This is a genomic window from Sphingomonas sp. SP5 (genome assembly GCF_058313455.1).
Genome location: NZ_JBZFLF010000009.1, coordinates 63,184 through 87,909, shown reverse-complemented (window position 1 = coordinate 87,909; position 24,726 = coordinate 63,184). Strand labels below are relative to the sequence as shown.

Below are 24,726 nucleotides of genomic sequence, written 5' to 3'. Positions count from 1 at the left end.
ATACTGAAGAGTGACCCGGCAGTTGGCGGCGTAGACCCGTTTCAGATACGCGACCTATGCGTCCTGCTAGCCGAGCGGATGGGACTCGCCATCGACGTAAGCCTAGCCAACGGTACGTCCAAGTTGTCATTCGCCGCGCGCTACCGCGCAGCATCAGATCGAGGCGACTACTATGCCTTCATCGTACCATATCGCGATGGCAGCCATTGGATTGCCGCCCTCCCCCATGACGAACGCACATACCGCTTGATCGACGGAGGGAGGGCTGGCGTCTGCCAGCTCCGCGGAGGCGACGCACCCAAACTCGCGACCGACGGAGTCATTCAGCTTAGCCTAGCGCAATGCTGAGCGCATGCATCGTTTTGGCTGCTGATCGGCAAGGCGGCGTCCAGTTGTTTCCACGCTCTCCAAAGGACGGGCCCGAGTTGACGGACACCATCCGCGCCGCGCTCATCACGGACGGCACGCTTGGCGAGGACGCCATGGTCACGACCGTCCTCGAACCGCGCGGGCTGACCCGCGTCGAGGCCCGGCTCGCCGCCAGCTACCAGTCCGGTGACATCGTCGCCTTCCGCAAGTCAAGAAGGGCCGGCAACGCGCCGGGATCAGCTATCGCGTCGAGGCGGTCGACGCCGAGCGCGGCAGCGTCCGGCTCGTCCCCCACAAGGGCAAGGCGCACGACTGGCAGCCCGCCCGCTGGGACAGCGCCCAAGCAGAGGCGTTCGTCAAGGTCGACCAGAAATTCGCGCCGGCGACCGCATCCAGTTGACCCGCAACAACTCCTGCCGAGCAGCTCAACGGACAGACCGCAGAGGTGGTCGCGATCGCCCCCACCGGCTCCAGCATGGTCGTCGAGCGCGAGGACGGGCGGCGCGACATGCTCGACCTTCGCCACCTCGCCGACCGGCATGTCCGGCCGGGATGGGTCCGCACCATCCACTCCAGCCAAGGCGCGACGTGCGATCGGGTCATGGCGCATCTGGAATCGTTCAGGGCGAACACGGTCGATGCGGCGTCGGTGTATGTCGCGATCAGTAGGGCTAGGACCAGCGCGGCCGTCTATACCGACAGCCGCGCCAGCCTCACCGAGGCGCTCGGCCTACGCGACGAGGCGCAGATCGGGGCGGTCGATAACGCCCTCTTAAGGACTGACTTCGACGCAGTTGACATGACATCTGCCAGCGAGCTCACTTATCCTTTTGAAGGCGCGAGCTACTATATTTAATGAATACCAACCTGAAAACCCAACTCTGGATGAGCATCAATCCAACGTAGCACACACTTCGCAGGTCCGGTTTCCACCTCCAAGAGATTGTAATGGGGACCAACCTCTACTGACCCCTCGATCTTTGCGCCAGGAAAACGCTTATAAGCGGAGTATGAACAAGACTTAGCAGCCGTCTCAAAAGCTGCGTAATTGCTCTCATCTCCATCAAGAACAAGCTCATTTCGAGGCGCGGGGATACCATTAGCTGCACAAGCTGACAGTGGCATGGCAATCATCGTAATTTTGACGATCGATCGCACAAGACGAGCGATGCCCAGATTATCTAAGCCATAATTGTTCATGGGTATACTCTAGACATAAGGCTGTCGGGATTAGTGGCTCCTAGCGGCGTCCCCGCTATGCTTTCGAAGAGCTTAAGGTCTGCTTCGGAACCAGACCCGCGATATGCAAAGACGCTTCCTACCCGGTAATCTGAAAGCGCACCCCCAGCGCCGGTGTGAAAGACATCATGTCCGATCACGTTGCGCGCGATTGACAGGTTTGATCCCATAGCTCCGGTGCTCCCGCCACGGAAGGTGGTCCTATTGCTTCCAATCTTTGTAAAAGCCTGGCTATTTTCTGGTCTTCCGAGTGTATCGTAAACCTTAGACGGCACTAGGTCTGCGTATGCGGCACTAGAGCTTGTATCTCGTAGTGCAGCGGCAGCCCCTCGGAGCTGTCCCGCTTCTTGTCGCAGCGCCTCACCTCCACCTTTGCCTTTCGCATCCAAAGCGCTGGCGCGAGCGTCCAACTTTGAAGCGGACTTTGTCATATCGTTTGCCACGGCTTGCTGTCGCTGATTGAATTTTCCCCAGTCTTTATCATTTTCAAATCCGGCACCTCGCTGGTAAGTCCCGGTCGGGTCTCTGCGGTTCACCGGATCGTTTGCGACGTAAGCGTATAGGTTGATCTGGTCATCGTATCCGATGGGATCGGTTTGGAGGAAGCGGCCGAGCGTGGGCGAGTAGACCCTGGCCTTATAGTGGTACATTCCCACCTCGGGAATCCAGGCTTGGCCGGTGTACTGAAAACGACCACTTGAGTTGACCGAATTGCCCGCCTTGGGAATGCCATACTCGTCATAGGCGTTGATCGTAGCGATGTTGCCGCTGGCATCGGCGACGCCGACGACCGATCCTTGGTGATCGGCGTAGAGATAGCGCGGCGAGCCGGTACCTGCGCCTTCGTACCAGACTTGCGGGTCATCATCACCATCACTGTGCACGTAACGCCGCAGCATGTTGCCAACGCCGTCATACTCGGCCGTCAGCTGATCCCGATCGTACAGAAACTGCGTTACGCCTGCCCCGCCTGTAGTCTGCCACAAACGACCAGTCGGGTCATAGGTCAGCGTAGCGCCTGCACTTGTACTCACCAGCCGGTTTTCGATGTCGTAAGCGTAGGACGTCGTGCCATCAGACGTCAGATTGCCATTCGCATCATAGCCGAAGCTCGCACTTCCTGCGCTGGCATATTGATTGAGCCCGTTCGCCACATAGCTGCGGTCGACGTTAACGTGGCCGGTGAAAGCGTAAGCGTCATTGTCGCGGCTGATGCTCGCGAGCTGGCCGGCGGGATTGTAGCTGAACGTGCTGATAACGTTTGCCCCGCCGATCGCATGGGCGATCGCCGTCCGGCGGCCGATTCCATCATAGCCGAAGGTCGTCGGGACTGCCCAATTGCCGCCGACCACCCTGTACAAGGCCGTTACGCGACCTGCTGCATCCCATGGCGTGTGAAAGAGTGCGGTCGATGAGTTGAGGTCGGCGTAATTGACGCGATCCAGACCGTCTCGGTTGTAGCTGACGAACTGACCATCGGGGTAGGTCATACGCGTGCGCGCGCCGTCTGCATTGAAGATGGATCCGATGGTCCGGCTGATGCCCGCCATGCTGGTAGTGCTCGATGCCACCTCCCCAAAGCCCGAATAGGCCGTCGTGACAGCATCACCGCCGCTGGTGCTGTCGAACCGCGCGGCTGTCTGCAGACCTCTCAGATCGTAAGCATAAAACACCCCTCGCGCGCCGCCATTAGGGAAGGTCTTCGATGTGACTCGGTTCAATGCGTCATAGCCATAGGCAATGACGCGGCCGTCGCGCTTCCTCAGGCTCGTGCGATTACTGTTCGCGTCATAACCATATTCCTCATAGTCCGCTGCGTTCACCTGACCCACGGCGGATGGTGAGGAAAAAGTCCATCGGCTCTGCCGGTCGAACCCATCGTAGGTCATCTGCGCAAGGTTGCCGTTGGCGTCCATGACGCTCGTACGCTTACCATTGGGGCTGTAGGTGTAAGTCGCATCATCCGCCTGCACTCCCGTGCCGTAGGCCTTCTGCACCTTCAGCAACTGACCTGCCGCATCATAGAGGTTGCGGGTGATGCGGTCGGGGCCTTGGCTGCCTTCGCTCCCCAGACTGCAAGCCGATGCTGGCAGCGATTCGAAGGCGGATGCGTTCATCCTCACCGCCGTGCATTCCAGCAGACCCTGATCGTTGTAGCTGTACTGCGTCAGTTTGCGAATTGGTCCTGTGCCACCACCCTCTCGCATCCGCTCGACTGTCTTGCGGCCCATCACGTCGTAATCAGTCTGGACGCTCGTGAAGATGCTGAAACCTGGCCAAGCCGCCGGCAGAACATCTTGCGACTGCCAGTCGGACAATTGGCCCTGCTCGACCAGAACTAAGCGCCCCGCCGAGTCATAGCTGTTTCGCACAGCTGCGTAGCGCAGTGGCCCCGTACCGTCCGGGTCGGGGGCGATCGTGCCCACGACCCGCCGGCTCGCATCGTACCGCGTTGCATAGGTAAAGTCTGACGGCGCAGTTTGGGCAAATGCTCCACTGCTGAACGTCAGGGCAAACCCCAACGCTGCTGCGGCTGCAAATTGTGGTCGCATCACGCCGCCTCCCGGAGCCAAATCGGAGTAGCTTCCTCTACGAATCATGGGCACACCCCCAGACCTGCACGCGGCTTTGTTTCAGAAATACGATTGCCGAGCGCGTCATAGCCATAGCAGGTCCGGCGCGTTTGACCGTCGGCTGTCACCGCGACGCCACGAGCAAGCAGTGCATCAGCAGATCCATCGGGTCTATATTCCAACGCCGCGGTCTGGACCGGAGCCGCGGCATCGCATGAGGGTGTACCTTGTGGCTGCGCTGTGCCGGTATTTTGCGCAGTCTGGCACGTCACTTCGGAAGATTGCACCCAGATCGGGTTCGAGATTGGCGATGCCGTTACCTTTTGTATGTAATTAAATAGCTTCAGCGGCCGTGCAGCTCCGTTCTCCGGCGGCGGTCCGATCTGCCAAGCAACAGCACCAAATGTAGTATAGCCGTAGTAGGTTATGCCGCCTTTCCCATCCTTGACGTACGTCGGCTTGGTGCATTGGTTGGATGTATCCGAGCAACTATAACCTGTCGCCAACTCGATGTTTGTCAATGGGCTTCCAGGCTTCGCATGGCGTCTAGCGAAATTGATAAGTCCATTGCTCCCATAAACCACATCCGTCTTCGCACCTTCCGGATCGGTGTAGTTTTGAAGCTTTAGTATGATACAGCGGTCAGTTTCACTGGAGGGCAAGTTCGCCATCGCCACTGGGTCGCAATAATCATACCGGGTTACATGCCCGCGTTCATCGGTCACGCTCACTGGTCCAGGTGTGATCTGGTAACTCCTATGGAAGCCGCCGGATTCGGAATCGCCGGGATCCCCGGGAGTCGGAAGCGTCTCTTCTTGCCCACCACCATATCCCGGCGTCAGCGTTCTTGGGAAAAGGGGGAAATCATAGAGAGCTGTAATCTTTCGGCCTTGATTATCGGTCACGCTCCCGCCGGCAATCTGGTTGATCGTGCCGTTGGTCAGACTGCTTGCGTCAGTATATTCGTAGGTCAATGACGTTCCGTCTACGAAAGACTGCGAATAGACGATATCGCTCTCACTGTCTTCAGACCAGAAATGTCCAAGCTGACTGGTCATCATCGGAGCGCTTGCACCTGGATCGTAGAAGCTCATCGTCCTTGAGGTTGGAGTCCCCCCATATCCATAGTGCCAAGTCCGATTGGTGGCGTCTTTCGCGCTGGCGAGAGCAGTAGCGCCATTCGCATCGCCGCCGTAGGCGTACTCACTTGTAGCCAGAGCGCCTGCAGGACAACGACCGTCCGCTGGTCGACCCTGCACGCCTAGATTGAGCACACATGCTTTCACGATAAGCATGCCATCATACTCGAGGTACAGCCCATAGCCCCTTGAACTTTCGACACTGCGAAGTCGTGTGCTGTTCGCGCCGCCCTGCGGACCCTGATCGTACGCAAAGGTTAAAATTAGACCGTCTGGCCGCTCGATCCTTGAAGCGTATGCGCAGCGCATATAATCCATGCAGTCAGCGCTACCTAGCGGGCGAAACGTGACCACGGATCCGTCGACCGAGCGCAGTGTATAGATGACGGCCCCACTATTGCGGTCGCCCGTGTAGGTCAGCCAGCTAATCGCGCCCTTCGATGTAGACTGAAATGCTGTTCGATAGGCTTCGCCATCGAAGGTTTCCGCACGTTCTCCCAGGCGCACACCTATACGATAGTCGACACCTTGCCCCTGTTGAAAGCGACCGTGGGCGTAGTCCACGCGCTTCTCGTAAAGGTAAATGTCGAAGTTGTGCATGAAGTTGGCAAACCCGGCCAAATGACTGGGTGGCGCCTCCCGGAAACGCCGCTCCAACTTGAGCCCCAGCGATTCGTCACCGATTGATAGATCGACTTGCGAAAAGGCGGACTTCCCGCTGCGTAGATCAACCTGCCCGCGCGTGACCAGCTTGTGATCCGCCGGTGCACTCGCATAGGCGTCTGCCGCAGCTGCGGTTTGCCCCGACGCAGACGCCGACCATCCGGTAACAAAAGACGCACTGGCGAAGCAAAAAAGCGAAACCCGCAATCTATTTCTTGTAAGCAATTGCCCCCCTCCCCCGCCGGCGGTTACCGACAAGGCTCCTGCAAATTTAATTAAAGTGAAGCGATTGCGCCGTCTCAAGGGGCGCCGGAAATATTCACCCTGGTACGATTATCAGCTTTGTCATGCGTAAAATCAGAAGTGACGCCGTTGTTCACAGTGCCCGACTTCACCACCTTCACCAACCGCCCTTTGGCATCATAGGTGTAGGTGACTGTTTCGGACGCAAGAGCAATCCCAGATGACGATGCGAGCAGCATCGCCATCATCGCCTTGGATAAGGTGACCATGACATTCCCCGGTTAGCCGTCCCATCGGCTTCCAAGATGCTGAACTGAAATTGTGTATCATGCAAGACTAATCTTGCACCGCTCTATAGCTGCTATTCCCCATGATGCGGCCAGGCAATTTGGGCGACGAGACGTTCATCCAGCTCACACTTGAGTTGGACAAGACCGACGCGCTCTTCGACATCGAGCGCGCCATCAACGGCAAGTCCGCTGCCGAGCGGCTCACAATGCGACAGGAGCTCAGCTCTCCGCTGATCGCCGAGCTCCACACCTGGCTGGCCGGTCAGCGCTCGATGCTGTCGCGCAACCATGACCTCGCCAAAGCCATCAAGTACATGCTCCGTCGCTGGAATGCCTTCACGCGTTTCCTCGACAACGGCCGGTTCTTCCTGACGAACAATGCCGCCGAACGGGCGCTGCGCTGCGTGGCTCTGGGCAGGAAGTCGTGGCTGTTCTGCGGCTACGACCGGGGCGGACAACGCGTCGCCATCCTCTACACGCTCATCGGCACCGCCAAGCTCAACAACGTCGACCCGCAGGCCTGGCTCGCCGACGTCCTCGCCCGCATCGCCGAGCACCCCATTGCCCGGCTAGACGCGTTGCTGCCGTGGAACTGGGAGGTCAGCCCGCTCCCCAAGCCGGCGTTGAAGCCGGCAACTGATCCCCTTGCCATCGCTGCATGAGCCTCGACCCGAGCCCGAACTGATCGAGTCTCCGCTCAGCAGGTCGTTCGCATGGGACGGCGGGCGGCTGGAGGTCCAGATATACCGCCTCGCCACCGAGCGCGGCTGGATCCTTGAGATCGTCAGCGAGAACGGAACATCGATCGTCTGGAACGATCCCTTCGCCACCGATCGCGACGCCGCCGCCTTCCGCGATACCCTTGCCCGCGAAGGCGTCGACGCCTTTCTCGACGCTGACTGAAGCCTCCGTAGCTTACCAACCGCAACCCGCGGTCCTCACCGGATGGTTATCACCGCACCGCCTTCAGCACCGCGGTCGCCAGCGCCGGCGATGCCGAGCTGAAAATCCTCAACCGCCCGCCGTCTGGCAGATCAAGAACAACCGCGGGCGCGGGGTCGGACGCTGGTGCAGCCGGCTCGTCCACCACCACCGCCCGCACAAAGGCCGGTGCCGCCGCCCGCAAACCTGCTCGCCGCCCCTGGTAGATCAGGCTGCGGGCGACATCATGCCGACGCGCCACGTCGCAGACCCTCGCACCCGACTGGAACGCCTCCGCCAGGATGCGCTCGCGCTGCTCATCGCTCCACCGACGCCGACGCTCCGGCCCCGCCAATATTGTCACCTGCGCCATGCTCGAAACGGACGTCCTTACGTGCGGCTATAAGCACGTCCTCTATCTTGAGCCCGCCTCTAACAAGGTGGCTCCCGCCGGATTCTTACGGGAGAACGCGCTCTTCGCTGGTTCCCACGATTGCGGCGATAACTAAGCGTTCATCGCCTCACTCATCGAAACCGCCAAGCTCAACCGCGTCGACCCGCAAGCCTAGCTCACCGATACGCTGACGCGTCTCGCTGGCGGGCACCATATGAATGCCCTCGAAGGTCTCATGCCCTGGGCATACGTCGCCCGCGTGCCGAGTTAACAGCGCGTACGTTGCAGCAGCAGGTACGGCGCGACCAGCGACCATTTCTCGTCGCTCACGTCAGAGGGATAGGGCTTGCGGCAAATGCTCATCCCGCGGCGGATGAATCATCTGTGGAAGCCCCTTCGGTTGCAAGCGGTATCTGGAAGTTCTGACACGTAGTCGGATGCTGCCATCTGTCCGGCCCATAATGCAGCGGCAAGCTGCTGGCCCGTATGGGAGTGCGCGGACCGGAACCACATCAGATTAACGTGCTCGAAACACACTGATTCAGTCTGGTTCTTCCGGCCCCGTCTCGCCGACTGTTGTGCCACACCCTCCTTCGACCGACTGCGTCCTCCGACGCCTCTGGCCCGCCTCGGCTTACGCCGTGACCGCGACCGGAGCTCTGTAATCCTCCTGCTTGACCAGCAATGCCCAGACGGTGCGGGCCATCTTGTTGGCGAGTGCGACCGTCATCAGCATGCGCGGCTTGCGCGCCAGCATGCCTTCGAGCCACGAGCCCGCTCATGCCCCACGCTTGCTCACCTGGAGCACGACCGCGCTGCTACCGATGATGAGCAGACGCCGCAGCGTTCGCTCTCCCATCTTCGAGATCGCGCCCAGCTTCTTCTTGCCGCCGGTGGAGGCCTGCCTGGGCACCAGTCCCAGCCATGCGGCAAAGTCGCGGCCCTTCGCGAACGTCTCGGCTGGCGAGGCGATGGCTGCGATGGCCGTTGCGGTGATCGGGCCGATGCCAGGGATGGTCATCAGCCGGCGTGCGACCTCATCCTCGCGCGCACGCCGCGCGATCTCCTTGTCCAGCGCCGCGATCCGCTTGTCGAGTTCGGCCAGCATGTCGGCCATCATCGCGAACATCGGCCGCGCTGCCTCAGGCAGCGTTTGCCCGATCTCACCGCCCTCCAGCAGGTCCGCCAACATCGCAAGATGGGCAGAGCCCTGAGGTGCAACCCAGCCATATTCGGCGAGATGCCCGCGCAGCGCATTACCAAGCTGGGTACGCTGCTTCACCGCCAGGTCGCGGGTGCGGAACACGAGCGCGGCTGCCTGCTGCTCCTCGCTCTTCACCGCCACGAACCGCATGCTCGGCCGCTGCGCCGCCTCGCAGATCGCCTCGGCATCCACCGCGTCGTTCTTGTGCCGCTTCACGAACGGTTTGACGTACGCCGGCGGGATCAGCCGAACCTCGTGCCCCATCGCGCGCAACTCGCGGGCCCAGTGATGCGCCCCGCCACATGCTTCCAGCGCGATCACGCAGCGAGGGTTGGCGATGAAGAAGTCGAGCAGCTTGCTGCGGCTCAACCTGCGGCTGAACACCTGCGCGCCGCGCTCGTCAGCGCCGTGCGCGTGGAAAACATGCCTGGCGATATCCAACCCGATCGTGGTAGCCTCTGACACGGACGCCTCCCTCAGTGGTGATCAACACCTCCACTCTGGCACATCGATGCCGTCGGGGGGCGTCCACCCCATCAGCATTCGCGGGAATCCCTCGATTCAGGTTTGAGGCTCGATGCTCTAGCGACAAACGCCGTACCGGCGGCAAAGGAGCAGGGCATTGATTCCGACGACAACCGTGTCGGCACTCGTAAAGCCATCACCATCAGCCGCACCGGCCGAGGACGCAGTGCGCCCGCACCCAGGCGCTCGGCCGGGCAGCATCGACATTAATCTGTCGTTCTCCGTGCGACTGCCGGTCAACTGCTACATGAAAGAAAAGGCGCTCGCGCGTGTGCTGCGGGCGCGCTGTGGAGGGGCTGGCGGCGGCAGGTGCCGAGCCGAAGACAATCATGATCGACGCGATCTACCTGGCGGCCCACCGCACGGCCGCGCGCCTGCGGTTAAAAAGGGAACCTCAGCCGCCCGATCGGGCGCTCCACGGGCGGCATGAACACCGAACTTCCCACCGCCGCGGACGCGAACGGCCGATCATTGAGCTTCTTCATGACTGCTGGGTAGATTTTGCCCCGACTCCATTCATGTGCTTGACGCACCTCGTCTCAGCAAACCTCTTTAAGAAATACAATATCTCCACTCCGATAATTCACTTTGATGTAGCCGTTATAAACCTTTAAAACAATTCCTGGGCCGCTTATGCGAAATCCTATACCGCCATTTTTCTTCGGCTCTATGCTTATTCCTGGATTGGTTTCTATTTGATCCCATAAGTTTGTTTTCTTGTACTGAGCCAGCAGAGGTTCGGGTATGTCAGATATTTGCAAAGAGTCATTTTCTACAATTATTTTGTTGACTCCATTTGAATAACACCCTTGGATCGACAAAGGTACGTCGTGATTTGCAGGAAAGATGATTGCAGCTACCAAAGCTAGTGCCACTAAGAAAAACACTAGTCCACTAATTAGCCTGAATTTCGAGCTCATCTCACTTTCCATAAGTACAGCTAAATATTCTTGTTCTGGATGCGGCGAGGGAAAATCCCTTCCCAGGAGTGTTAACACCTGCTGATCCGCCAATTATACCCGATTTAGTAAATGACAAAGAAAGGTTTCCAACGCCAGCCGTTCCAGATACCGAAAAGCTCTGACCAACAAAATTTTGAATGCTTGGATAGTACTGGAACATGCTACCGCTAACCCCTAAGTCCACCCCAATAGCGCCGCCAATAGTCCTAAATCTGCCACTCACTTTACCGTTGCTCGAGGTGAAGGTGCCATAGCTATATTGCACGCCAGCGCCTGGAACAACGGAAACGTTTATCGATTGTGCTATTACCGCGCCATTTAGATTAACCGCGCGTTGGCATGTGGGATCAACATCTCGGGCCTCAGATCCAGATGCAGCCGTTGCGCCGCCAGTCGGTGTTGGGGGGGCAGGAAGAGACGGCGCCGGCGGCTGAGGAGGCTGGGTTGGATCTTTGGGCTTGATACCATCTACACGAATTGCGCACTGGTCAGGGTTCTGAGCACAATATGCTGCTTTTTTCGCGGACTCGGAACTACCTGCCGCTGCCAAGCAGCCTGCTCGTGCGGCCCCCTGCAAATTAGAGCAAGTGATCTGCCACTCACCAAGACCGGATGGATCGACGGAGTTTACTGGATCTCCACTTACGTAATTGTACCAGTTGATCCCATCACCGTAGCCGATAGGATCGGTCTGCATGAAGCGGCCAAGCGTCGGCGAGTACATACGCGCCTTGTAATCGTACATGCCAAGCTCGGGTAGCCAAGCCTGCCCCGTGTACTGGAAGCGTCCCTGATTATTTGCGCCGGGGATGCCATATTCGTCGTAGCTGTTGATGGTAATCGCGTTACCCGCATCGTTACTGACAGCTACGACACTGCCGCGTTCATCGGCGTGAATATAGCGACGATCACTGGTGCCAGCGCCTTCGTACCAGACCAGCACTTCATCGGCGCGCGGACCATAGACGTAGCGGCGCTGGACGCTGCCCCCGGATTCCTGAGCGAGTTGCCCGTTTACCCAGTCATAATTGGTGCCGGGCGTCTGGCCCAGTTGACCCGCCGGGTTGCGATAGATCAGCTGACCAGCGCCGTTCATGAACAACTGATTGCGGGTGTTATACTGATAGGTCGTGCCGCCCGAGTTGGTCAGGTTGCCGCGGGCATCGTAACCGAAGCCAGTGGCGCCAGCACTGGTGTACTGATTGAGCCCATTGACGCCATAGCTCCGGTCAACATTCGTGCCGCCTGTCCAGGCGTAGGTGTCGTTGCTGCTATTGCGGGAGGCGATCTGGCCTGCCGGATTGTAGGAGAAGCCGTAAGTCTGATCCCACGCACCGCCAGCAAGATCCTGCGTGAGGCTGGTGAGTCGTGATCCCGAATCGAAGCCGTAGCCGGTCACGGTGCCGTTGCCGCGGGTGAGGCTGGTTCGCTGGCCGAGATTGTCATAGCCGAAGCTCGCGAGGGCCAGGCCGCCGTTTTCCCGTATGACGGTCATTTTACCGGTCACGTCGTATTCGTATGTGACGAAGAAATTATCCGCCCATGTCTGCCTGGTCATCCGGCCGGCCGCATCGAACTGCAGCGCCGTGCTGGAGATGTTGCTGTATTGCCGTGTGGCGCGACCGAGGGCGTCATACTCGGCGTTGACCGTCCACCCATTCTGATCGCTTGCGGTCAGGATGTGACCGAGATTGTCATAGCTGTAGCTGACGTCGACTTCGGCGACGTTGGTGTTCGGATTGTCATCGTATGTCCGCCTGTTGAGGGCGTCATAGGTGTAAGAAAGGGTTTGGTTGTCGCGCAGGCGCCGGCTGGTGACGTTCCCGTTCGCGTCGTATCCGACCTGTTCGTAATCACCGGGTGAACCTGCGCAGGCGGCGCTCGATGTCGTCTGGTAACACGTCCGCCATGGCCGATCGAACGTATCATAAGCCGCTGCCGTCACGTTGCCATTGGCGTCGGTGACCGTCGCAGTCTGGCCGTTCAGCGTGTAATCCACTCGCTCGGTCGATGCTTCGGCTGTCCCGACTGCGGTCGTGGCGGAAACGACGCGGTTGGCTTCGTCATAGCCGGTTTGTGAAACGCGGTCGGGACCGAAGCTGCCTTGCGGCCCCAGCGCACATGCATCGCCTGTCTGTCCGAAAGCGCCCGGGTTCATCCGGGTCACCGTGCAGTTGATCCTGCCGCGACCGTCATAGTTCGTCTGGCTATAGGCAAGCGTCGTGCCGCCGGCGGTGATGCTGTCAGCGACCTTCCGATTATTCGCATCATAGGTCGTGCTGGAGCTTTGGAGCACCGTCATATTGGCAAGCGCGCTGTCGCTCTGGTCGGTCGCAGTACCGATCTCGATCAGCGTGACCTGCCCGGCGGCATTGTACGTGTTGCGTACTGCCCTTCGCAGCAGCGGCCCCGTACCGTCGGGATCCGGGCCAACGCTTCCAAGTGGCTGCCCTTCGACATCGTAGTAAAAGCGGGTCGTGTCATCCGTTCCCGGCAGCGGACCGTCACGGGTCAAGAGCCGACCCATGGCGTCATACGTCATAGCCGTCGTGGCGGTGAGGCTGTTGTCACCGGCACCGATCGTGACGCTCGCCGGCAGAGCCGTATTGCCCGCATAGGCAATCGTGGTCTTCACCTCGTCGCTTCCACCGCTGCAATTACCTGGAGCTGCCGTGCGGCATTCCGACGTCGAGGTTACGCGCCAGACACCGCCAACCTGCGTGTATCCGTACCGTTTTTCGGGCCGGACGTTGTTGACTGCGGGTGCTGTGACCTTCGACAGAAGACCGGAATTAGGATCAAAGTCATAATTCGTAACGTTGCTTCGAGCATCGGTGGTCGTCATCGGGCTGTTGCAAGCCGCTGCGATGGTGCACGGGAAACTCGCGGATGTCGTCAGTGTGCCGCCGCTCTTGCCGACGGTGGTGACCGATGTTGCGTTGCCCCGGTCATCGTAGCCCGTCGATACGTAGTTGCCCTCGGGCGCGGTCGTCTTGGTGAGTCGCGCACTGCTGTCATATTCGTAGCTGGTCTTACGATTGGTCGGATCCGTATCCGACTTCATCGTGCGCTGCGTTATATTGAATTCGATCCGTCGTGGCTGGCCACCTCCACGGGCGACTGTGACGGTTCGCACGTCACCGGCGTCCGCGTAGCTGTAGGCGGTCGTGACGCCGTCAGCGACAACCTGCGACACCCTGTTGTTGCCGTCATAGCTGTAGGTCACATTGTCCGTGCTGCTGCCCGGGCGGCGGATGCTGCTGGTGCCGACGATGGTCATACGGCCCAGGCTGTCGGTATAGCTGGTGCCATCGATCGTCAGCGACGGCCGTGCCGCGGACGTGGAGCAATTAGCGCCGCCCGAGCAACCATCCTGGCTGACGTTGAAGGCGGTCGCCTTGGTGACGATCGTCGAGCCTGTAAAATCTCTCGACGAAGGTTCTCTGAAAAATTTGAAATTGAGAGAGTAGCCGTCATTGCTGACAATGGTGGTTACCCGTCGTACATCGACGAGTGCCGGACCAGCCGGTGTCTGGCCGACCTGCGTCTGCGTGCTCTGCCAACCGAAGTCCAGACGTCCGCCATCGGCGTATACGATGCTCTGAATAACTGGAACGTCGCCCCATTGCGTGTAGACGGCACGGCAATTGGTGCAGGTGGGTGCGCGATAGAAGTTATAGATCGTCTTGTCGGCAGTGGTGTAGGTGTATGAGGAGCCACCGCCCGCAAGCGTAGAGCCTTGCTGTTCAACTGGAATGTACTGGCCGCCGCTGGCAGTGAAATTTTCAGTACGCTCGCCGATGGTAACTGACACCGTGGAGCCATTGACGATAATGGCACCTTGCAGATTGTCTTTGTACCCTACCCCGCCAGCCCTGACCTGGTAATAGCGCAGGTGCTCGCTGGCGCCAGCCTGGAGCACCGGACTGCGCAGGAGCACATTGCCGGTGAAAAGGTCGACGCCATTGTCATCGACATAGGTTCTTACGGGTAGAACCGCTGTGGTGGCCTGCGCACGGACGATGCTCGGCATTGAAGTGGATGCGCACAGCAGTGCGGCAAAGACGAGCTTCTTGCTCTTGTACGCAGCGGCAGCCACGGCCCTCTCCCTCTAGCAGACGTGTTTGATGGCAGCGCCTGGGAATACCGGCACCGCTCAGTTATTGTTACTTGTTCGTTTCCGAATTAGCGGGGTGAGCCGCTCGTCACCACTCTTGTGCGATTATCGGCCTTGTCGTGGTTATATGTCGTCGTAGTGCCATTGTTAGGGCCACCAGACTTGACAACCTGAACGAGTCGTCCCTTGGCGTCATACGTGTACGTCGTTGTTTCGGCGGACATCGCGGCAGTAGAGCACGATACCAACAGGATCGCGGTCAGACTTTTCGACGTAATGTTCATGACATTCCCCGGCTTGCCGTCCCAGCGGCTGACGGCATGCTCATATACTTATTTTAATTTGGCAATACGATTCTTCGACAAAGTTATCCTTTTTTGCCGTCCTGATCATGCCACGCGATATGGGAGACGAGGCGATTCCCTCCAATTCGGGCAAGCTGAACGACAACGTCAACAACCGACCGGGCGTAACCCTTTGTATTGCGGCGGCCTTGTTCGCCTGACCCTTGGTGAGTGAGCATCACCAACTGTTCGAGGGCGCCACCGGGATTATCTGCATGGATCGTCGTCATCGATCCGGGATGGCCGGTATTGGCGGCGCGCAGGAAGGTCGCGGCTTCAGCCCCCCGCAATTCGCCGACGATGATGCGGTCAGGCCGCATGCGCAGCGTTGCGGTGAGCAGATCGTCGGACGTCACGTTCGTCTCGCCCAGCTCGCCGCGGACGGCGACCAGGCCGATCGCATTGTCGTGCCGCAGCTTGATCTCGGGCGTATCCTCGATCAGCACGAGGCGCTCGTTGTGATCGACCTCGCGGAGCAGCGCGTTGAGGAAGGTCGTCTTGCCGGTCGAGGTACCACCGGACACGAGGATGGTCTTGCGCGCCCGGACGGCGTGCCGGAGAAAGCTTGCCCAGTCGCCGGCAGCATAGAGCGAGGCGAGGCGATCATCTGCCTCATCGGGGCCGTTCGCACCTCGGGTCGCCGCGAACGCCCCCTGCGTAACGTAATCGTCGAGCGTCATGTCGGCGACGAGATGCTTGCGGATCGCGATCGCCATCGGCCCGCGAGTGGCGGGCGGTGCAACGATCTGGATGCGCGCGCCATCCGGCAGCCGCGCCGCAAGCAAGGGATGCTCGCGGCTGATCCCCTGATGGGTCAGGCTGGCGACCTGCTTGGCGAGGCGCCAGAGCAACGCCTCAGTGAGTTCCGGCGCCTCGTGGCGTTCGGGCAGGCGGCCAAGCCGCTCGACCCACAGTTCGCCAGGTCGGTTGATGTAGAGGTCGGTGACGTCGTCCTGATCGAGGAAACCGGCTAGCGGCGCGAGATAGACGCCGAGATAGGTCGGCTCGCTCATGGCGCCGAAGAGGCGAGCGAGAAATCGAGGTCGCGGGCGACGAAGACGTTGATCTCCGCGCCCTGCTTCACCGTAATTTTCGGCCGGAGGTCATTGGGCAACAGTCCCTGCCCGATGGTGTTGTTGATTTGCGCGCTAGGCAGCCCGACGATCACCGAACCGTTGCCCGGCCGCGAGGCGAGGTTGACGCCGACGGTGAGCGCCGATTGGAGCAGCGCCGCGCCGAAGCGCTGGAGGAAGTAGCTGTGGACCTTGCCCGGCACCCCTGCCCCGCCGAGCGCATCGGCCGCGGGCGAGGACAGCGCGATCGACACGCCATCGGGGCGGATGAGCCGTGTCCAGTTGACCAGCACGCGGTTCTGACCGCTCTGCACGAACGCCTGATATTCGCCGATCAGCCGCGAGCCGCGTGGCACGAGCACGCGGCGTCCGTCGAAACCCCGTGCGTCGCCGCTGACGATCGCGCGGACAAGGCCGGGGCGCGCGGTGTCAATCGGCGTCTCCATCACCGCCGGGATCATCGTGCCGGTCGGGATCACCATCGTACGGTTACGGATCGTCGTCGCTTGCGCAGGCGCGGTGTCGCCCCCGATGCCGGGTCCCTGGAGCAGCGGATTCCGTTGTTCCGCATTCGGCCGCTGCTGGCTGGCCGATGCCGTACCGGTCGGCGGCTGGCGTTCGATGCCGCCGTCGATGATGAGCGCCTGCGGTTCGTCGGCAGGCTTGGAGGCGCGCTCACGCGGTACGACCGTTGGGGGCAGGATCACCGGCTGGGCGGGGGCGGCGACGATAACGGGAGCAGCCGGCGGGGATACGGCGACCGGCCGTGATGCCGGCGGCAGACTAACAACGGGCGGGGACGGTACCAGCATCACCGCGGGTGGCGGCTGGGCCGGTTGCGGCTCCGGCGGCAGCGCGAGCGTGGGCGGCGTGGCAAAGGCGCTCGTCTGCTGCGCCGTGTCGACGCTTAAGCCGATGCTGTCCTTACGCCGCTGTGCGTCGAGCACGGCAAAGAGTAGTACCGCAGCGAGTACCGCGGTGCCGGCGATCGCCACGCCGGGGATGCCCGAGCGCGGCAGGCGGACGATCGGCCGCGGATCCGGGCCGAGGGGCGCTGACGGGCTCATCGACGCGCCTTGTCCGCTGCCAGCGTTGCGGTGGCGCGGCGCTTGCCGATGCGGAAGGTGTAGCGCCGTGCGGCGCCTTCGATCACGTAAACGCCATCCACCATGCGGCCGTTCACGAGCGTCTCCTTGCCGTGGGCGTCGTCGGCGAAGATCGCCGGGATCGCGGCGTCGGCCTGCCAGCGGATGCGGGTGCGCTGGCCGTCCGCCGACATTTCGAGGGGGAACAGCCCCTTGTCGCCCGACAGGCGGAACGTGCGATCCGCTGCCGCGGGCATCGCGCCCGTTGGCCGGTCAGGCTGCGCGATGAAGCGGACGATGAAGGGGCTCGCCATGCCGCCATCGCCCGGCTGAAGCAAAAAGGCGTAGCGATGGACATCGGTGATGACGACGAGATTGGTCGTCGTCGCCCCGGCGAGCGGCTTGACGACGATCCGGTCGCCGGCGCGCGAGGCGGTCACCTGCCAGCCGGCGCTGTTGCCGACGACGACGGTGTCGACGCGCTCCTCAGGCACCAGTTCGACGACGCTGGCATAGCCCTGCGCGACCGACAGCGTCACGACCTGCCCCGCATTGTAGGGGATGACCTGGATGCGCGGGTCCGACGGCTGGAACAGCGCCTGAGCGGCGAGGGCGAGCAGGATCACGGCTGCGCCGCCACGACGCCGGGCGTCGCGCCTCCCGGCGAAAGCGGCGAGCCCATCGGCAGTTGGTTGATCGGGACAGCCCGCATGCCGGCCGGCACGGAGGCGCCATCCACGCCGCGGCTGGACGTGACGACCGGCCGCCTTACCGCTGTCGGTTGATAGACTCGGGTCGGCGTAACTACCGACGCAGCGACCGACGGAACGTTCGACGCAGGTGGCGCCACGCCAGTCGTTTCAGGCGGCGGTACCGCCTCGGCATCGCGTCTGTATCCGGTGACCTGAAAGCCCAGCGGGTTGATGAGGCGTTCGGACAGCGTCATCGGCGCATCGACGAAGCGATAGCGGATCACCGCAACCCATGGCGATGCAGGGCCGGCCTGCCCTTCGCGGTCGACGCGCTGCGTGTCGAAGCGGACCAGCGCGACGTTCTGCCCCAGCCGCGACACGCTCTTGACGCGGACGGTGACACTCGTGCCGGCGGGATAGCGGCTCAGCGGGCTGTTCGGATTGGTCGCCGGCATCGCGGCGAGATAGCGGCTGCGCGCCGCACCCGCCGACCAGAGCGCGACCTTGCGATAATCGGCCCGCACCGTCGCCCGGTCGAAACCCTCGCGCGCCATCACATATTGGGCAAGATAGGATTGCGTCAGCGCATCGTCGGCGGCCACCCGCTGCGGCTGCAAGGGATTGAGCGCCTGGACATAGCCGGTCTGGCGATCGACCAGCAGCGTGATCGGCTCCACCGTCTTGAGCGGCGCCAGCATGGCGAGCGCCACCGCCTCGAACAGCGCGGCCGCGACCGCGACCCCTGCGACCGTCCACGCCGTGCGACGCGAGCGAGCGGCCTGCACCTCGCGGTCGAGCGCCCAGCTCTCGGCCCGTGCATGATAGTCCGTCTTCACCGTCCCACCCTGTCCCGATTGGTTGCGACCCGCGATCGGCGCAAGCTCGTGCGACGCGTCACAGACGCCGGACCGGTCACCATCGCACCGCCCTGATCTCCGCGGTCACCCGCCGGCACCCCGCCACGTCCGCCGCCCGCCGCCATCGCAATGCCCTCGCCCATGCGCTGTTCGCGCCGGACGCTCATCGCCAGCGCCTCGGCGACGCCGGCCGCGCGATCTCGTCCGGGCATCGCCGTGCTATGCGTGCGCGCAGACGTGGTGCTGTTCATCGTCGCCACGCTCGACGCCATGTGGCTGGTTCGGCTGCTGCTTGCCGCCGGACGTTCGCCGAGCCCCGGCGCAAAGCGCAGCGCGCTGCCCATGCGCACCGCGGCAAGCGTTCCGATCACTATCGCTACCGCTGTCGCCAGCACCAGCGTCGGCAGCGCCTGCGGATCGACGACAGCCAGCACCCCGCCGCCACGCCAGCCCTGGAGCCGCACCACCTCCTGCTCGATCGGGATCAGCGCGACTGCGGTGACGATCGTCGCGGCAAGGCCGGCGAGCGCGGTGCCGACCAGCGCACGCAGCCAGCCGTTGAACAGGCCGAGCGTGCCGTCGAACAGCAATGCCAGGATGGCGAGCGGCGCCACCGCCAGCAGGATACCGATCGCCAGATGCAGCGCCGCAATCGCGCCGATCGTGACGACGGCAAAGATCGAGGCGGTCTGCGGCAGCGCGCCGAGGCCCGGCTGTCCACTGTTGCCGGGGACGATGCTCGGTGTCGTCGCACCATTGGCTTGCGGCGTTGCGGAGGCGCCGGGCTGCGCGGCCGCTTGCGGATCGCTAGCGCGCGGATCACCGTTGGCGCCAAGCCGCATCGCGTCGTAAACCTGCTGCACCCGCCCCGGGAGGCCTTCCCCCGAAGACAGCCCGGCAGCCGGCAGGATCGTCGCGGCAAGCTCTTCCGGAGCACCGGTGGCAGTGTCGTAGACAAGGATCTGGAACGCCGGCCAGCCGGTCACCAGCGCCAGCACGAAGCCGAGCCGCAGCAGCCGGCCGATGCCTTCGCCGAAGCCCGGCGCCGTGCCGAGCACCAGGCGATAGCCGATGATCGCGACGAAGATCGTCACCAGCGCCGACAGCAAGCCCGCCGCGACAGGACCGCCGATAACCGCCTGGAAGCCGTCGGCGCCAAGTGCCTGCGCGGCACATTCGGCATTGGCGGCAAGACGCAGGACGACGCCGGCATCGGCGTCGACGGGCATGCACGGCAGCGTCATCGCGCCGCCTCCAGCAGCCGCGGCAGCCAAGTTTGCGGATCGTTGCCGACTTCGAGGCGGATCGCGTCGAGCAGTCGCACCGTGCGCTCGCGCCCCGACAGGATGGTCAGCAGCTCCGTCTCGCCCGACAGGTCGAGCCGGGCGACGACGCTCTCCTGCCCGTGCTTGATGAGGAAGGCGCGGGCATTGTCGGGCAGCTGGCGGACCAGGTTGAATTCGTGTGCGGTCAGGCCGAAGCCTTCGACATAGTCGCGCGCCTGCGCCTTGGGATTGGCCATGAAGATCTGCGTCGCGGCCTGTTCGACGATCGCCGAAGCGATGCGGCTTGCCAGCGCATCCTCGGCGCTCTGCGTCGCGAAGCCGACGATGCCGTTGCGCTTGCGGATCGTCTTTTCCCAATCGCGGATGCGCGCGGTGAAGATTTCGTCGTCGAGCGCCTTCCAGCCCTCGTCGACGACGATGATCGCCGGACTGCCGTCCAGCCGCTCCTCGACGCGGTGGAACAGGTACATCATGGCAGGCGTGCGCACGACGGGCGTGTCGAGGATGCGCGTCATGTCGAAGCCGACGACGCGCTGGTCGAGATCGGTCAGGTCCTCCGCATTGTCGAACAGCCAGGCATGCTCGCCCGTCCCCCACCAGGGCGCGAGCCGCGCAGCAAGGTCACCGGCGCGCGGGCGATGACCGCCCCGCAGCAGCTGCGCGAAATGGCCGAGCCGACGATAGGCGCGCGGCGCCTCCATATTGGCGTCGACCGCCTCCTTGATGCGGACGAGATCCTCGGCATCCAATGCGCGGCCGGGCTCTGCGACGAGGCGCCCGAGCCAGTCGACGAGGAAGCGGCGGTTCTCGGGCGTGTCGGCGAGTAGCAGCGGGTTCAACCCCGCCGGCTCGCCCGCACGCAGCACGTCGTAGCGCCCGCCGATCGCGCGCAGGAACAGCTCGGCGCCGCGATCCTTATCGAAGAAGACGATGCGGGGGTCGAACCGGCGCGCCTGCGCCAGCAGGAAGTTCAGGACCACCGTCTTGCCGGATCCGCTGGGGCCGATGACGGTGAAGTTGCCGAGGTCGCCGTGGTGGAAGTTGAAATGATACGGTCCGGCTGCGGTCGTCTCGAGCACGGTGACGGCGTCGCCCCAGTGATTGCCGTGGGCGCTGCCGACCGGAAAATTATGCAGGCTGGCGAGCCCGGCGAAGTTGCGGCTCGCGACCATGCCGCGGCGGGGAATGTAGCGGAAGTTGCCGGGAAATTGTGCCCAGAAGGCCGGCTCCAGCGCCATATCCTCGCGCACCGCGATGAGGCCGAGATCGGTCAGCGCCGCCTGCACCTCGGCGACGCCGGCATCCACCGCCTCGGGCGTATCACCGCGCACGGCGACGGTCAGGTGATGCTCGCCGAAGGCCGCTCGCCCTGCCGCAAGGTCATCGCGCGCGCCGGCGAGTTCGCCGCGCAAGCTGATCGCCTCGTCGTCCGCCGCGCGCATACGGCGCAGCGTCAGATTGACCTTGCCGAGCGCAGCCTGCCGGTCGACGAAGCCGAAGCTCTGTGTCACCGTCAGCTCGATCGGCAGCCGCATCAGCTCGTCGAGCATGCCGGGGCCGGTCGCACCCGGATAATCCTTGATCCCGACCATGCCGACGAAGCTGCGCGGGGAGTCGCCCGCCGTTCCCATCTCCACCGTCTGGGCGCCGAAGCTGACCCGGCGGTCCGGAATCATCTGCCCGATATCGCTTTCGGGCAGTTGCACCGGCCGGGGTTCGCCGCCGTAGAGCAGCGCCAGATACTCGAGGATCTCGGAACAGGTCGCAGCGCCCTGGCTGTAGTTACCCAGTCGCCGTGCGCCATAGGCCCCGAGGGCCGCGAGCAGCGCCTCGGCCGCCGCATCGAGCGCGCGCCGTTCCTCGCCCAGCGCGTTCTCCCGACCCTCCGCCGACACCCGGCCGAACAGGCTGGCGATGCGATCGGCAAAGCCGCCCCGGCCCTGCGCCGGCCGGCGGATGAGACACAGGTACAGCTCGTTGACGAACAGCTGGCGCGTGGCCAACCGCTGCTGCCAGGCGGCATCGACGCGGGCGCTGAACGGATCGGGGAAGGCGCCGGTGGCCGCGATCTCCACCCGCCGGCGGATGACGTGGTGGTAGAGCGCGAAGCGTGACGAGCCGATCGCCTGCAGCATCGCATCGCGCAGGGCCTTGCGATAGTTGATCTCGCTCGTCTCGGCCGTCTCGAACAAAAGACCGTCGAGCGCGACGACCTGCATCAGCCGGCCGTCGCGCAGCATCAGCGTGCTGGGGTCGATCTGCGCGAGGTACGGCAGGTGCGCGCCGGCCGCCGCCTCGCGCGCCCAGTCGTCTGCCCCGCGGCCTACGGGCGGTACGAGTTGCAGCGCCACAGCCGGTAATTCTTCACGCGCGGGCAACGCTGGACCTTCACCATCCACAAATCGAAGATGCGCGGATCGCGCAGGCAGGCGGCGACGCCGACGGCGTGCACGACCACGGCCGCGAACAGCACCCAGGCCGACTTGAAGACCAGGAACAATTCGGTGGTGAGGATCGCATTGGCGATTGCAAAGCCATAGGTGACGCCGAGCAGCATCTGCGGGCGCGTCAGCCCGGTGAACAGCACGTCGCGGTTGAGGCCTTCCATGTCAGAGCCCGCCGCCCGCCGAGGACTGGATACCGCCGACGATGCTCGCCGCGCCGAACAGGATGAAGCAGCCGAGGATCACGGTCGCGCCATAGCGCCAGTTCATCCGGCCGGTGAGCATCAGGAAACCGACCGAGGCCACCGCGATGATCGCGACAACCGTCGCCACCGTGCCGAGCAACGTATGCTGCAACCACTGCATCGCGCCGACGATGGGACCCGAACCGGCAGGGTCGGAAAAACTATCCTGTGCCATGGCGACTTGCGGCCAAGAGATCAAAGACATGACGCTTACTTTACGCTTGATCGACACCACTCACCCCCGGCGAACCAATCGCCATCTGTGTCCTTTGTTTGACGACGCACGTCAATGAGAGATGATGCGCGATGAGCGTATGCGCTGCCGCTTCATTGGGTTGGCGCAAGAATATCCGATGATGCACGATCTTGCGGCACCGAAGCCCCTGCATAAGGATCGTAGACTGTAGCGGCTGGAGGGGCTGTGCGAACCGATATTGCCGGTGGGTTAGGAGGAGGCATGCCTGCTTCCGTCGGACTGCCCCCGGACAACCCGCCTGCGATCATCGGAGCACCGAAGATAATAAAGATGCCCACAACCACCTCAACGCCGCGTCGAGCCGGCATACGACCCATCATCACGGTCAACCCAAGAACCGCTACGGCAACCGTCGCTATAATTGAGGCGGCCTGCCCGGTGAGCAAGCGCCCGAGCCATGTTGATGCGGCTGAGAAGGCGTTGGGTTCCATGCCGCAGCTTGAGCAAGGGCGCCGCGAATTACAACCCCGAACCACCATCTCTCTACGGTTGCAATCAAGGACAGCCTTGCCGATTGATCGCGAGCAGATCGGCATCGAAAAGTTCGTGCAGGCCTGCACACAGGAGAATGCCGCTGCTTTCCCCGTCCAAGCCGCTTCATCGCAGTACTTGACCGCACCTACCTCCCCACCGTTTAGACAACAGGCGGTCCTTTGCAGGCTGATGCCGGAGAACGGGCCAGCTGAGGTCCACCGGGTGTGGTTGATCCGCAGTCATGACATTTTCCCGCAAATGTCATGAGTGCAGAAGCTAGACTTGGTGGGAGCACGAACCCGCTGCGCGGGAGGGGCGTGCGGGGCATGGTTGAGGTGATGCAATGGGCGTTGCGCGCCGGTTGAGCGCTGCGGGCGGGAGGCAGAGCATCGGGGTTCCACGAAAGGAGCCCTGCCATGACCATTCTTGCCCTGGTTGTTGCCGTCAGCCCGCTACGCCAGCGTCTCATCGACGAGATGGATATGCGCCGTTTCGGTCACGAGACGCAGCGTAACTACATCCGCGATGTCGGCCGGTTCGCCACGTTCCTCGGGCGCCCGCCGGACACGGCAACGGCGGAGGATGTCCGGCGCTTCCAGATCGAGCAATGTGACCTGGGCGTGCCGGCGCCGACCATGAACGCCATCGTGTCGGCGCTGCGGTTCTTCTTCACGCAGACGCTCGACCGGCCGGACCTGGCGCGCAAGCTGGTCCGCATGCGGCACGTGCGCAAGCTGCCGGTGGTGCTGAGCCAGGACGAGGTGGCGCGGCTGCTCGCGGCGACCACGTGCCTGAAGCATCAGGCGGCGTTGTCCGTCGCCTATGGCGCGGGGTTGCGCGCGTCCGAGATCGCCGCGCTCAAGGTCCGCGACATCGACAGCGAGCGCATGCTGCTCCGGGTCGAGCGCGGCAAGGGCGGACGGTACCGGAACGCCATGCTCCCGGCCGGGCTGCTGGCGTTGCTGCGGGAATGGTGGCGGGTCGGTCGGCGGGAGGGTGTGTTGCACGTCGATGGCTGGCTGTTCCCCGGCCAGCACTATCTCAAGCCAATCAGCACCCGGCAGTTGCACCGTATCGTCGTCGAGGCGAGCGTGGCGGCGGGCATCGGCAAGCGGGTTGGGCCGCACACGCTGCGGCACTGCTTCGCCACGCATCTTCTCGAGGATGGTATCGACGTCCGCATCATCCAGACGCTGCTGGGGCACGCGAAGCTGGAGACCACCGCCTATTACACGCAGGTCGCCACCCGGGTGTTGCGCAACGTCACCAGCCCATTCGACCGGCTGGCGGCAACCGCCAGGGAAGCAAGGGCGTCGAGCGGCTGAGCGGGC

General features: G+C 62.7%; 20 protein-coding genes and 3 pseudogenes. 6 read left to right on the top strand and 17 right to left on the bottom strand.

Annotated features, from left to right (window positions below; genetic code table 11):
- Positions 1–814: 814 nt before the first annotated feature.
- Complete coding sequence (locus AC4GY7_RS17160; RefSeq protein WP_491116319.1) at positions 815–1,225, top strand: hypothetical protein; 411 nt, start codon at positions 815–817, stop codon at positions 1,223–1,225.
- On the opposite strand, the gene AC4GY7_RS17155 is transcribed toward AC4GY7_RS17160, so the two are convergent.
- The 4 genes from AC4GY7_RS17155 to AC4GY7_RS17140 form a co-directional block, all read right to left on the bottom strand.
- A complete protein-coding gene (locus tag AC4GY7_RS17155) occupies positions 1,222–1,569 on the bottom strand; it encodes a hypothetical protein (RefSeq protein ID WP_491116317.1) in 348 nt (115 codons plus the stop codon). The genes AC4GY7_RS17160 and AC4GY7_RS17155 overlap by 4 nt on opposite strands.
- Positions 1,566–4,034, bottom strand: coding sequence for an RHS repeat-associated core domain-containing protein (locus AC4GY7_RS17150; protein WP_491116315.1), 2,469 nt, complete (start codon positions 4,032–4,034; stop codon positions 1,566–1,568). Before AC4GY7_RS17150 ends, AC4GY7_RS17155 begins: the two co-directional genes overlap by 4 nt.
- A 170-nt stretch (positions 4,035–4,204) precedes the next feature.
- Positions 4,205–6,190, bottom strand: a complete 1,986-nt coding sequence (locus tag AC4GY7_RS17145; RefSeq protein ID WP_491116313.1) for a hypothetical protein — start codon at positions 6,188–6,190, stop codon at positions 4,205–4,207.
- Positions 6,191–6,282: 92 nt separating this feature from the next.
- Entirely contained in the window at positions 6,283–6,495 is a 213-nt protein-coding gene (locus AC4GY7_RS17140; protein WP_491116311.1) for a hypothetical protein, read from the bottom strand.
- Between the two features lie 161 nt (positions 6,496–6,656).
- On the opposite strand from AC4GY7_RS17140, the pseudogene AC4GY7_RS17135 reads away from it, so the two are divergent.
- Together AC4GY7_RS17135 and AC4GY7_RS17130 are read left to right on the top strand one after the other, a co-directional pair.
- A pseudogene (locus tag AC4GY7_RS17135) lies at positions 6,657–7,178 on the top strand (IS66 family transposase); the annotation flags it as partial.
- A complete protein-coding gene (locus AC4GY7_RS17130; RefSeq protein ID WP_491116309.1) occupies positions 7,162–7,419 on the top strand; it encodes a hypothetical protein in 258 nt (85 codons plus the stop codon). The pseudogene AC4GY7_RS17135 and the gene AC4GY7_RS17130, both read left to right, overlap by 17 nt.
- A 49-nt stretch (positions 7,420–7,468) precedes the next feature.
- Here the strand turns inward: AC4GY7_RS17130 and tnpA are convergent, their stop codons facing one another.
- Both tnpA and AC4GY7_RS17120 read right to left on the bottom strand, forming a co-directional pair.
- Positions 7,469–7,810: an IS66-like element accessory protein TnpA gene (gene tnpA / locus AC4GY7_RS17125; protein ID WP_491116307.1), complete on the bottom strand. Its 342-nt coding sequence runs from the start codon at positions 7,808–7,810 to the stop codon at positions 7,469–7,471.
- 655 nt (positions 7,811–8,465) lie between these two features.
- Positions 8,466–9,500: pseudogene (locus AC4GY7_RS17120) on the bottom strand (IS110 family RNA-guided transposase).
- A 341-nt stretch (positions 9,501–9,841) separates the two neighbouring features.
- On the opposite strand from AC4GY7_RS17120, the pseudogene AC4GY7_RS17115 reads away from it, so the two are divergent.
- A pseudogene (locus AC4GY7_RS17115) lies at positions 9,842–10,055 on the top strand (IS5 family transposase); the annotation flags it as partial.
- A 44-nt stretch (positions 10,056–10,099) separates the two neighbouring features.
- On the opposite strand, the gene AC4GY7_RS17110 reads toward AC4GY7_RS17115, so the two are convergent.
- From AC4GY7_RS17110 to AC4GY7_RS17060, 11 genes are all read right to left on the bottom strand, one after another.
- Positions 10,100–10,480 (bottom strand): hypothetical protein, encoded by a 381-nt coding sequence (locus AC4GY7_RS17110; RefSeq protein WP_491116305.1) that lies wholly within the window; start codon positions 10,478–10,480, stop codon positions 10,100–10,102.
- A 1-nt stretch (position 10,481) separates the two neighbouring features.
- Positions 10,482–14,621 carry an RHS repeat domain-containing protein gene (locus tag AC4GY7_RS17105; RefSeq protein ID WP_491116304.1) on the bottom strand — a complete coding sequence of 1,380 codons (4,140 nt, stop codon included), beginning with the start codon at positions 14,619–14,621 and terminating at the stop codon, positions 10,482–10,484.
- A gap of 385 nt (positions 14,622–15,006) precedes the next feature.
- The gene (gene virB11, locus AC4GY7_RS17100; protein WP_491116302.1) at positions 15,007–15,996 is read right to left on the bottom strand and encodes a P-type DNA transfer ATPase VirB11; all 990 of its coding nucleotides are present in this window, start codon (positions 15,994–15,996) and stop codon (positions 15,007–15,009) included.
- Complete coding sequence (locus AC4GY7_RS17095) at positions 15,993–17,123, bottom strand: TrbI/VirB10 family protein (RefSeq protein ID WP_491116300.1); 1,131 nt, start codon at positions 17,121–17,123, stop codon at positions 15,993–15,995. The genes virB11 and AC4GY7_RS17095 overlap by 4 nt, the downstream gene beginning before the upstream one ends.
- Entirely contained in the window at positions 17,120–17,767 is a 648-nt protein-coding gene (locus AC4GY7_RS17090; protein WP_491116298.1) for a TrbG/VirB9 family P-type conjugative transfer protein, read from the bottom strand. Before AC4GY7_RS17090 ends, AC4GY7_RS17095 begins: the two co-directional genes overlap by 4 nt.
- Positions 17,764–18,669 (bottom strand): VirB8 family type IV secretion system protein, encoded by a 906-nt coding sequence (locus AC4GY7_RS17085; protein ID WP_491116296.1) that lies wholly within the window; start codon positions 18,667–18,669, stop codon positions 17,764–17,766. Before AC4GY7_RS17085 ends, AC4GY7_RS17090 begins: the two co-directional genes overlap by 4 nt.
- Entirely contained in the window at positions 18,666–19,919 is a 1,254-nt protein-coding gene (locus tag AC4GY7_RS17080; RefSeq protein WP_491116294.1) for a TrbL/VirB6 family protein, read from the bottom strand. The genes AC4GY7_RS17085 and AC4GY7_RS17080 overlap by 4 nt, the downstream gene beginning before the upstream one ends.
- An 11-nt stretch (positions 19,920–19,930) precedes the next feature.
- Positions 19,931–22,327, bottom strand: coding sequence for a VirB4 family type IV secretion/conjugal transfer ATPase (locus tag AC4GY7_RS17075; protein ID WP_491116292.1), 2,397 nt, complete (start codon positions 22,325–22,327; stop codon positions 19,931–19,933).
- Complete coding sequence (locus AC4GY7_RS17070; protein WP_491116290.1) at positions 22,300–22,584, bottom strand: VirB3 family type IV secretion system protein; 285 nt, start codon at positions 22,582–22,584, stop codon at positions 22,300–22,302. The genes AC4GY7_RS17075 and AC4GY7_RS17070 overlap by 28 nt, the downstream gene beginning before the upstream one ends.
- Before the next feature lies 1 nt (position 22,585).
- Complete coding sequence (locus tag AC4GY7_RS17065) at positions 22,586–22,870, bottom strand: TrbC/VirB2 family type IV secretion system protein (protein ID WP_491116288.1); 285 nt, start codon at positions 22,868–22,870, stop codon at positions 22,586–22,588.
- Between the two features lie 122 nt (positions 22,871–22,992).
- The gene (locus AC4GY7_RS17060) at positions 22,993–23,352 is read right to left on the bottom strand and encodes a TrbC/VirB2 family protein (protein WP_491116286.1); all 360 of its coding nucleotides are present in this window, start codon (positions 23,350–23,352) and stop codon (positions 22,993–22,995) included.
- Between AC4GY7_RS17060 and AC4GY7_RS17055 the strand changes: the two genes are divergently transcribed.
- Positions 23,300–23,662 carry a hypothetical protein gene (locus tag AC4GY7_RS17055; protein WP_491116323.1) on the top strand — a complete coding sequence of 121 codons (363 nt, stop codon included), beginning with the start codon at positions 23,300–23,302 and terminating at the stop codon, positions 23,660–23,662. The genes AC4GY7_RS17060 and AC4GY7_RS17055 overlap by 53 nt on opposite strands.
- Before the next feature lie 149 nt (positions 23,663–23,811).
- The gene (locus AC4GY7_RS17050; protein ID WP_491116284.1) at positions 23,812–24,720 is read left to right on the top strand and encodes a tyrosine-type recombinase/integrase; all 909 of its coding nucleotides are present in this window, start codon (positions 23,812–23,814) and stop codon (positions 24,718–24,720) included.
- Positions 24,721–24,726 lie beyond the last annotated feature (6 nt).